Here is a 9,771-nt window from a genome sequence, read left to right as displayed (position 1 = left end):
GAGAGTTTTTGGTCCCCTCCCCCCCCCCCCCCGAAACTGTTTACAGATGATTCTAAAGAATTACTTTTTAATGATCTTATGTTGTGTCACAGATTTGTCAGTTTTAATTTCAACCAAGTAAACTCCTTGCTGTAAGCTCTGAATATTAACTTTTTTGCTCTGAGTATTCATTACTTTTTGCCCAGAAATAGAGTAGATGTTGATGTCTTTAATGCTGTCTTTTGTTTCAATAACAATAAAATCACTTGCAGGATTCGGATAAATTTTAAAATTCTCCTTCACATTCTCCGAAACATTTAGCGTAACGTTTGCTTCTGTTGGTGTGAAAGGTCTTCTTGTACCGAAACTTAACCCTAACCAATCATTATTGTTTAAATTAATTGAAGAAAGATTGGCGTTGGTTTTCCAGTTGGATAAATTGGTTCCTTTATACAATTTCCAGGAATTCGTCCCACTTGCAGTTCCCGAAAAAGAATTTAATGATAGTGATGAAACTTGATTCGAAGATGAAGCATAATTAAATGAACTGACTTGAGCATTAATTAACTGTAAAGCCTGTTCTGCTGTGATTGTTCCGTTATATTGAATTCCAAAGACAAAAGAATTGGCATTACCATTAGAATTATCAGTTCCAAAATCTACTACAACTAAGCTTTTATTAGAACCTGTTCCAATCCAGTTGGTAATTTGAGATGCATTATACCAAAGTGAACTATATGCAGGAATCGGCGTTACAGGAGCTTCTGCGGTTGGATTGCTAAAACCATAACTTGCTCCATACCATTCTCCGTCTGAAATCGTTCCGCTGTTCATCCAGCCTCCCATTGACCAGTTGTTGGTACCACTTTTCACCCATAAGCTCCAGTAATCAGGAACAGATTGTGCAAGATGATTGTTAAAAGAAACTTTATCAAGAAAACCATTGTTGAAGGTTAAATTGTAATCAAATGCAGGTTCTGCGCTTTTGATCATCTGCATCATTTGAGGACCGGTTAAATTTTGTCCTGAATTAAATCTTACTCCCCAAATATACGATCTGTCATCGGTTCCATCTTTGAAATCTGCTACAAAATAAGCAGTCTGAGAACCTGTTCCTACAAAAAACTTCACATCATTTGCCGTAAACTGTGCAAAGCATAGTGCAACGATAAAAGAGAATATAAAACTTAATGTTTTTTGCATTTTAATCTTATTTAATGATTAATTTTTCGCTGAAACTGTTATTGTTATCGGTTATTTTTACAATATAAACTCCTTTTGAAAGAGTAGTCACATCAATTCCGTTCTGAGTGTATTGGGTATTGATAATCATTCTTCCGTTAACATCATAAATTTGTACGCTTCCTGAATTTAAGCCTTTCACAAAGAACTTATTGCTTGTTGGATTTGGATACAATGATAATTTTGAAGCTTTTGAATTTTCAATCGTTGAAAGAGATGCACTGTTGTAAGCAATAATTTGGTTAGGTAAAGAAGTCACGGTAAAAGTATTCTGTAAAATACCCTGCAAGTTGTAAGCATAAATTTTTCCGGGAGCAATATAACCAGAAGGATCTGCAGCATAAATGGTATTATTCACAACATTAAATCCGTATGCAGTTCCATAACTGTTCACGGTAATCGGCGTAACGGCTATTGGTTGAGTATTAATTGATGGTGAAGCAATCGGTGTTTTGTAGATAGAAGCTTCATTCATATAGTAAATATTTGTTCCGTCGGTGTCCATATAAGATGGTTTTACCCCTACAGGAAATGTTGTGCTCGAAGCTACGCTTTGTGTGGTTGTATTATAAACGGTAAGTGTTCCAAAAGATGTTGCTGCATAAGGATCTCCCGAACTCATAATGTACAGAAAATTATCTTTCTCAAAAATACTGTTTGGTGAGTTTCCAACATTTACCTGAGATTCAACGGTGTTGGTTGTAGTATTAATAATATCCATAAACTGATTCAGTCCGTAACCTCCTTTTAATAGAACATACAATTTGTTGTTTTTGCTGAAGATTTTTTCAGGACCGTTTCCTACAGGTATATTGGCTTCGTGAGCATAAGTAGCCAGATTGTAAACTGAAACATAGTTTGTTGACGGTCCATTAGAACCCCAGTTGGTTACATAAAATTTATTTCCGCTAAAAGCGATGTATCTTGGATTGTCAAGATTTGTGGAAATCGTAGTAATTAAAGTAAAATCAGATTTATTAATCACCTTGATTTGGTTAGAAATGTTTAAAACAACAAAAATCTTATCTCCAAAAATTTTAATGTCTTGTGCAGTATCACCTAAAATAGCATTGTTGTTTTTGCTTTTAAAATAATTGTTGGTTACAACCGATTGATTTGAAATGAAAGAAATTTCGGCATTATTGCTTCCCGCTCCGCCCTCATTAAGAACCAGAATTCCTTCTGTTTGTGCACTTGCAAAAAAAGCTACAAATGCAAGAATAAGAAAATAGATTTTCTTCATGATATAATTTAAATTAAAGTTTTATTCCCGAAACTTCACTGCAGGATAAAACATTCATGAAAAAATATCCGAAGATTTGATCTCATAAACTTTTATTCCCGAAAGTTGAAATTTGTCTAAGGCAGGTCTCCTGGCTTGCATCTTATGATAACCTTCCCAAACGTGAGTTCAGTGGCGTCTTTATAATAAGTTGAATAGCTTACAGTTGCGGGTACAGCTCAAGAATTATATTACTTCACTTGATTCCCTATTAATGAACGCTGAGGTTCAACCTTAAACTTTTGCAAAGGTATTATTTAAATTTTGATTGTTGTTTTGCCAATAATTTAATTGTTTTTAAATTATGTTAAATAATAATTATTTATTGAATCATTATTTGTTTATTTAACTAAAAAAGACATATCAAACGATATGTCTTTACTATTTTAATATGAATTATTTCTTAATTAAAACCTTCAATGATTTTTGAGAAATCTTCCAGTTTCAAAGCAGCTCCACCGATAAGACCACCGTCGATATCCGGTTGAGAGAAAATTTCTTTTGCATTGTCTGGTTTTACAGAACCACCGTAAAGAATAGAAATTTCGTCAGCAACTTCCTGTCCGTATTTTTCAGCAATAATTCCTCTGATGTGAGCATGGATTTCCTGCGCCTGTTCCGGAGTTGCAGTTTCTCCTGTTCCAATTGCCCAAACCGGTTCGTAAGCGATAACCACTTTTTTAATTTCTTCTGCAGAAAGTGTGAAAAGAGCTTTTTCAGTCTGAGTTTTTACTACATCGAAATGTTGCCCTGCTTTTCTTTGTTCTAAAGTTTCGCCGTTACAGTAAACAGGAATTAAACCTTTATCCAAAGCCAATTTTACTTTTTTGTTGCAGCTTTCGTCAGTTTCTCCGTGATATTGTCTTCTTTCAGAGTGACCGATTAAAGAACCTGTTGCATCAATTGATTCCAGCATATCTGCAGAAAGTTCGCCCGTGTAAGCTCCGCTTTCGTATTCGCTCATATCCTGAGAAAAAACTCCGATTTCGTCTTTTTCGAAGATGTCTTTTGCCATCATTAAATACAAAGAAGGCGGTGCAATCCAAACTTCGCAATTGGTAGCATTGCTGTTTTTATAACTTAGTAATTGAATCATCAATTGTTGGGCATCAATGACGTTTTTGTTCATTTTCCAGTTTCCTGCAACTATTTTTCTCCTCATAGTTCTATATTATTTTTTTGTTTCTTTTGTTTTTATTATATATAAATTTTAATCTGCGAAATTTGATAAATTTTCGTGAGCTTTTATTTTTTCTCGCAGATTATTTTGATTTAGCAGATTTAAAGATTGTTAACAACTCTTTTTATGCTGTCCATGATATTTGTTGTATTGAAATTGATTAGCAAACCTAATTTCTTGTCTGATAATTTTAGGTAGGAATAGAGTTGCTTATAATGTATTGCTTCCAATTCTTTGATATATTTTAATTCTAAAACTACCTTATCTTCTACTAAAATATCAATTTTAAAGTTTAAATCAAACCTCTTATTATTATAATAAACTGGAAGTAAAACTTCTGATTTCACATCTAAACCATTTTCTTCAAGTTCGTAAATTAAGATTCTTTGATATATTGATTCCAATAAACCAGGTCCTAATTGATTGTAAACGTTAAAAATACATTTACGAACTATATATGAAATTTCATTTTCAGTCATTTAATAATCTGCGAAATTTGCTAAATCTGCGTGAGCTAAATTATTTATTAATTCCCTCCAATTTAAACATGAAAGCATATTCAAGCGCAATATCCTTCAGATAATCAAATCTACCCGAAGCGCCACCATGACCGTAATCCATATCTGTTTTTAAGAATAAAACATTTTTATCGGTTTTCAAATCTCTTAATTTCGCTACCCATTTTGCAGGTTCGAAATATTGTACCTGAGAATCATGTAGACCTGTTGTAACCAATAAATTCGGATAGTTTTTTCTCTCAATATTTTCATATGGAGAATAAGACTTCATATAATCATATGCTTCTTTACTATTAGGATTTCCCCATTCATCATATTCATTAGTTGTCAAAGGAATACTTTCATCCAACATGGTGTTAATAACATCCACAAACGGCACCTGTGCAATCGCTCCGTTCCAGAGTTCAGGCTTCATATTAACAACTGCACCCATCAAAAGTCCACCTGCACTTCCTCCCTGAGCGTATAAATGTTTTGGCGAAGTATATTTTTCTTTCACCAAATATTCTCCGGCGTCGATGAAATCGGTAAATGTATTTTTCTTTTTCATCATTTTTCCGTCTTCATACCACTGTCTTCCCATTTCCTGACCGCCACGAATATGTGCAATTGCAAAAGCAAAGCCCCGGTTTAAAAGACTCAGTCTTGTACTGCTGAAAGTCGCATCCATAGAACTTCCGTAGGAACCATAAGCATACAGTAGAAGCGGACTGTTACCGTCTTTTTTATATCCTTTTTTGTAAACGATTGAAATCGGGATTTTTGTGCCGTCTTTTGCTGTTGCAAAAAGTCTTTCAGTTACATAATCGGCTTTATTGTAGCCGCCTAAAATCTCCTGTTGCTTTAGTAAAGTTCTTTTTCCAGTTTTTAAATCCTGCTCATATTGTGAACTTGGAGTAATCATCGAAGTATACCCAAATCTGAAATTATCGGTATTGTACTCCGGATTTCCCGATGGATAAACAGTGTATGTTGGTTCGTCGAATTTTAAAAATTCTTTTTTATTTGTTTTCCTGTCAAGAATTACGAGTTGTGAAAGCCCGTTTTGTCTTTCGCTGAAGACCAGATAATTTTTAAACTCACTGATTCCTTCCATCAGAACATCTTTTCTGTGCGGAATGAAATCTTTCCAGTTTTCAACGCCTGTTTTATTCAGAGGAGTTTCCATCACTTTGAAATTCAGGGCGTCTTTGTTGGTTGTGATCAAAAATTTGTCTTCCAAAGGAGTTACATCATATAGAACGTCTTTTATTCTGGGTTGGAAAACTTTAAAAACTCCTTTAGGCTCATCTGCACTTAATAATAATGTTTCAGAAGAGGTAGTTGCCCCGGAATAAATCATGATGAATTTTTCATTCTTAGATTTTCCGACACCGATGTAATTGCTCTTGTCTTTTTCTTCGTACACCAAAGCATCTTGCGAAGGATCAGTTCCCAAAGAATGCCTGTAAATTTTTTCCGTTAAAAGCGTTTCGGGATTTTTTCCGGTGTAGAAAATAGTTTTATTGTCATTTGCCCAGGTTGCAGAACCTGTTGTATTTTTAATTCCTAAATCGGTCGTTTTTCCCGTGGTAAGATCTTTTAAAAATAATTTGTACTGTCTTCTGGAAACATCATCAACGCCGTAAATCATTTTAGAATTATCCGGACTTATGCTGAAACCTGCTGCAGAATAATAAGCATGGCCTTCTGCAAGTTGATCAACATCGAGAAGAATTTCTTCCGAAGCATTGAGGTTTCCCTTTTTTCTGCAGTATTTAAAATATTGTTTTCCAGTTTCTGTTCGGGTATAGTAATAGTAACCTTTTCTGAAAACGGGTACAGATTCATCTTTTTCCTTGATTCTTGCCTTCATTTCCTTAAAAAGACTCTCTCTGAAAGGTTCTGTATCTTTCATCATCCCTTCCCAGTAAGAATTTTCAGATTTAAGATAGTCTACAACCTGCGTAGAATCTTTACCTTTTTTGAAATAGTCAATCATCCAGTAATAAGGATCGTTCACCTTATCACCATGAATTTCACGAAGATGCTGTTTTTTTTCGGCAACCGGAGCTTTAAGATCCGGAAATATCTGAGACTGAAACATAGTGGTACTCATTACTAATAAAGACAAACAAATTTTCTTCATTTTATATTTGGTTTTGATTTTTAGTTTACATTCCAAAGATTCTTCAGAAGCTTGTAGAATGTATGCTCTTCATCAGTCACTTTGTCATCAGCTTTAATCAGTGTTTTTGCAAACTGAATGAAGTTTAAACGTTCCTCTTCAGTAGAATCTTCCAGAAAGCAACGCCCGTGAAATTCAAAATGATCTTTCCATTCTTCAGGTTGAAGTAATGCAATGGTTTCCAATTCATTATCTAAATTCATTTTAAAAGGAAATTCGTCAGCAAGATATTGTTGTACCAACATTCCTTCTTCAGGTGCGAATTCTCCGTCAACTGACGAAAGAATCATTAATAAGTGATAACCGGCGATAGATTTATTTGATTTTTGCATTCTTTTAGATTTAATATTTAAGATTTAATATATAAAATTGACAATTCACCATTCACATTGGACTGTTTTAGTCAACGTAGTTTTTTGCAGGTTGTTTGTCTGCAATTTTTCCTTTTTCTAATATTAAAACGAACGGGTTGCTTCTTGCAATGGTTTTTATTGCAGTTCCGTCCATCATTGCGTTTTTGATAGTTTTAAAAGTATTTTGTTCGGTAGAAACTCCATAAATCACAGCTCCTTTCTGAGAGTTTACTTTAGCTTCCACTTTTTTTAGTAACTCAGGTGAAACGTCTTTAGGGTGATACGAAAAAACGATAATTGCTTTTGGAGCATTAATGATTTCATTAGTTAAATCATTTCCGGTCGGGTCTTCGATCTTAAATTTTACGATTTCAGATTTATAGCCTTCTTTGATGAGTTTCGATTCGTTTTTACCTTCTTCAATTGTCCAGGGAGAGCCTTCTTCCCAATATTTTGTCTGGTTTACATAATCGTCCTGATTTACTTTTAAAACTTCACCTGTTTTAGAATTTTTCAGCGAATAAAAAGTTTTATATTCAGAAGGGTTTTTATTGATTTTATCTTTCTCCGCTTTCAAATCGGTTCCGATTTTATAATCACGGAAATCGATAATCGGTTCGTTGATGATTCCTACAGACATTATCACAATCATAATTGCGCAAAAAATACCTAAAGCAGCTAATTTAAATTTATTGTTTTCAGTTTTATTAGTTTCTCCATAAACATCTTTTTTGCTGAATTCTTTTCTGTATAAAATGAATAGAATAATTAAACCAACCAAAAGAACAACATCTTTCAAAAAGCTTTCCCAGGGTGTAAATTTAATGGCATCACCAAAGCATCCGCAATCTGTAACGACATTAAAATAAGCCGAATAGAAGGTTAAAAATCCGAAGAAAACACAAAGTGCAATTAAAGCGGAAAGGGTGAATTTCAGTTTGAGTTTCAGTAAAAGTAGGAAGCCAAGAAATAATTCAAGAACCACTACAATAATTGAAAAAAGCAGAGCAAATTTCTCCAAAAAAGGCATGTTGAAAACCGGAGGCGAAAAATATTCTTCCATTTTAAAAGAAAAGCCTACCAAATCTACCGCTTTTACAAAACCTGATGCGATGAAAATAACAGCAATAATGAAACGTAATAAACCTTTGATCATATTAATTGTTTTTTATTTCGGTTGAAATGTTTTGTTCAGAAAATTTAATCAGACAGAAAACGGCATAATTCAGCATATCAAAATAATTGGCATCCAAACCTTCGGAAACCAATGTTTTTCCCTGATTGTCTTCAATCTGTTTGGTTCTCAGTACTTTTTGGTAAATCAAATCGGTGATGGAAGAAATTCTCATGTCTCTCCATGCTTCACCGTAATCATGATTTTTCTTTTCCATTAAAGCTTGAGCTTCAGCAGCATATTTATCATATAGATGAAGAATTTCTTCAGGGTTTTCATTGAAATCATTCGAAAGCCCTTTTTCCAATTGAATCAATCCAATAATGGAGTAATTAACGATGGCAATAAATTCCCCTTCCTCGCTCTCATCGATCATTTTCACATCAGTCATCTGTAATGTGCGGATTCTGTTGACTTTAATGTAAATCTGATCCGTAATTGAGCTTGGGCGTAAAACTCTCCATGCTGCACCGTAATCGTGCATTTTTTTACTGAAAAGATCACGACATTCACTAATGATTTTACCGAACTGTTCTGAAGTTTTTGACATAAATTTGCTTAATCTTTCAAAGATACAAATTAGGTTTTAGGTAAAAGGAATCAGATAATAGTTTTTTACCTTGAAATTGTAGCTTTGATGCAATAAGTAAGTATTTTTGCACCATGGAAAATCATTCATCGCTCATCAATAATTATTCATTAAACTGCAACGGGAAATTGGTCGATTTAAGCTCTCCAAAAATCATGGGAATTTTAAATCTCACACCAGATTCTTTTTCCGATGGTGGACAATTTAATAATGAAAAATCTGCGTTACAACATGCAGAGAAATTATTGAATGATGGAGCAGAAATCATCGACATCGGTCCACAATCGACAAGACCCAATGCTGAATTTCTGAGTAGTGAAGAAGAAATCAGAAGAATTGGAAACATAATTTCGAATATCAAAAAAGAGTTTCCCCAAGCTTTAATTTCTTTGGATACTTTTTATGCGGAAACTGTAAAATTTGGCTTCAATGAAGGAGTAGATATTGTCAACGATATTTCGGGCGGACAATTTGATAAAAAAATGTTTGATACAGTTGCCGAAACAAAACTTCCATACATTTTAATGCATGTTAATCCTTCTTATGAGACGATGCATGATAAAATTAAATTTGATGATATTACCTTGAATGTCAATCAATATTTTAGTCAAAAAACAAACGAACTCTTACAAAAAGGAATTAAAGATATTATTCTTGATCCAGGTTTTGGATTCGGGAAAACAGTAGAAGATCAGATGAGAATGATTAACGAAACCCAATTTCTGGGATTTGGAAAATTTCCTTTGCTGATCGGAATTTCAAGAAAATCTTTTATTTATAAACCTTTAGGAAAATCAGCTTTAGATATTAATGAAGAAACTCAGAAACTGCATTTAAAAGTTTTAAAGCAGGGAGCGAAAATTCTTCGGGTGCATGATGTCGCAGATGCGAAAAAAACAATCTTAGAGTGGGAGAGTAGTCGCATTGAGAGGGGGAGTGTGGGAGAGTTTTAGAAATGTAACATTAATTTATAAGTTAACTTTTACACCAAAACTCTCCGACGCTAAAACCTTCAAACCTAATTCATGGTTGAAAGTTTCTCAGAAAATTGCTTAGAAAATTCCTTTCTATCTTCTTCCAGTTTTTCAGCATTAGAAGGAAGAATGTAGTTGAAAAGTATTTTATCTTCATTATCTAAAAAGATAATTTCCTTTTCTTCGCCGTCGATCATTTGTGAAAAAATCGACCACATCGAAGTGTCTTTTAGTTTTAATAATTCAAAAAACTGCTCTGCTTTTATTTCTATTTTTTTCATTTCTTATAATTAATTATTGCTTATTACCTATT

At 33.6% G+C, this 9,771-nt stretch carries 10 protein-coding genes and 1 riboswitch; of the genes, 1 reads left to right on the top strand and 9 read right to left on the bottom strand.

The features are described 5' to 3' along the window. Window positions 1-60: 60 nt before the first annotated feature. The 8 genes from ACR1PN_RS18650 to ACR1PN_RS18615 all read right to left on the bottom strand — a co-directional run bounded on the left by ACR1PN_RS18650 (window position 61) and on the right by ACR1PN_RS18615 (window position 8,445). On the bottom strand, window positions 61-1,182 hold the full coding sequence (locus tag ACR1PN_RS18650) for a T9SS type A sorting domain-containing protein (RefSeq protein ID WP_433981254.1): 1,122 nt from the start codon (window positions 1,180-1,182) through the stop codon (window positions 61-63). Between the two features lie 7 nt (window positions 1,183-1,189). Further along, window positions 1,190-2,464: a T9SS type A sorting domain-containing protein gene (locus tag ACR1PN_RS18645; protein WP_433981253.1), complete on the bottom strand. Its 1,275-nt coding sequence runs from the start codon at window positions 2,462-2,464 to the stop codon at window positions 1,190-1,192. A 103-nt stretch (window positions 2,465-2,567) separates the two neighbouring features. Beyond that, a riboswitch (cobalamin riboswitch) is annotated at window positions 2,568-2,755 on the bottom strand. Window positions 2,756-2,906: 151 nt separating this feature from the next. Then, window positions 2,907-3,665, bottom strand: a complete 759-nt coding sequence (tpiA, locus tag ACR1PN_RS18640) for a triose-phosphate isomerase (RefSeq protein ID WP_433981252.1) — start codon at window positions 3,663-3,665, stop codon at window positions 2,907-2,909. A gap of 119 nt (window positions 3,666-3,784) precedes the next feature. Then, window positions 3,785-4,162, bottom strand: a complete 378-nt coding sequence (locus ACR1PN_RS18635; protein ID WP_433981251.1) for a GxxExxY protein — start codon at window positions 4,160-4,162, stop codon at window positions 3,785-3,787. Window positions 4,163-4,202: 40 nt separating this feature from the next. Then, a complete protein-coding gene (locus ACR1PN_RS18630) occupies window positions 4,203-6,329 on the bottom strand; it encodes a S9 family peptidase (protein ID WP_433981250.1) in 2,127 nt (708 codons plus the stop codon). Window positions 6,330-6,349: 20 nt separating this feature from the next. Further along, window positions 6,350-6,700 carry a TerB family tellurite resistance protein gene (locus tag ACR1PN_RS18625; RefSeq protein ID WP_378181580.1) on the bottom strand — a complete coding sequence of 117 codons (351 nt, stop codon included), beginning with the start codon at window positions 6,698-6,700 and terminating at the stop codon, window positions 6,350-6,352. A gap of 67 nt (window positions 6,701-6,767) precedes the next feature. Beyond that, the gene (locus ACR1PN_RS18620) at window positions 6,768-7,877 is read right to left on the bottom strand and encodes a BT_3928 family protein (protein ID WP_433981249.1); all 1,110 of its coding nucleotides are present in this window, start codon (window positions 7,875-7,877) and stop codon (window positions 6,768-6,770) included. A gap of 1 nt (window position 7,878) precedes the next feature. Further along, window positions 7,879-8,445 (bottom strand): DUF1599 domain-containing protein, encoded by a 567-nt coding sequence (locus ACR1PN_RS18615; protein ID WP_378181586.1) that lies wholly within the window; start codon window positions 8,443-8,445, stop codon window positions 7,879-7,881. Window positions 8,446-8,558: 113 nt separating this feature from the next. On the opposite strand from ACR1PN_RS18615, the gene folP reads away from it, so the two are divergent. Beyond that, on the top strand, window positions 8,559-9,437 hold the full coding sequence (folP, locus tag ACR1PN_RS18610) for a dihydropteroate synthase (RefSeq protein WP_378181589.1): 879 nt from the start codon (window positions 8,559-8,561) through the stop codon (window positions 9,435-9,437). Between the two features lie 65 nt (window positions 9,438-9,502). Here the strand turns inward: folP and ACR1PN_RS18605 are convergent, their stop codons facing one another. Next, window positions 9,503-9,739 (bottom strand): hypothetical protein, encoded by a 237-nt coding sequence (locus ACR1PN_RS18605; RefSeq protein ID WP_378181592.1) that lies wholly within the window; start codon window positions 9,737-9,739, stop codon window positions 9,503-9,505. Between the last annotated feature and the right edge of the window lie 32 nt (window positions 9,740-9,771).

The organism is Chryseobacterium sp. RLHN22 (assembly GCF_051011795.1).
GTDB lineage: Bacteria > Bacteroidota > Bacteroidia > Flavobacteriales > Weeksellaceae > Chryseobacterium > Chryseobacterium zhengzhouense.
The sequence above is the reverse complement of the archived record's forward strand: the minus strand, read 5'-3'. Positions and strand labels throughout refer to the sequence as shown.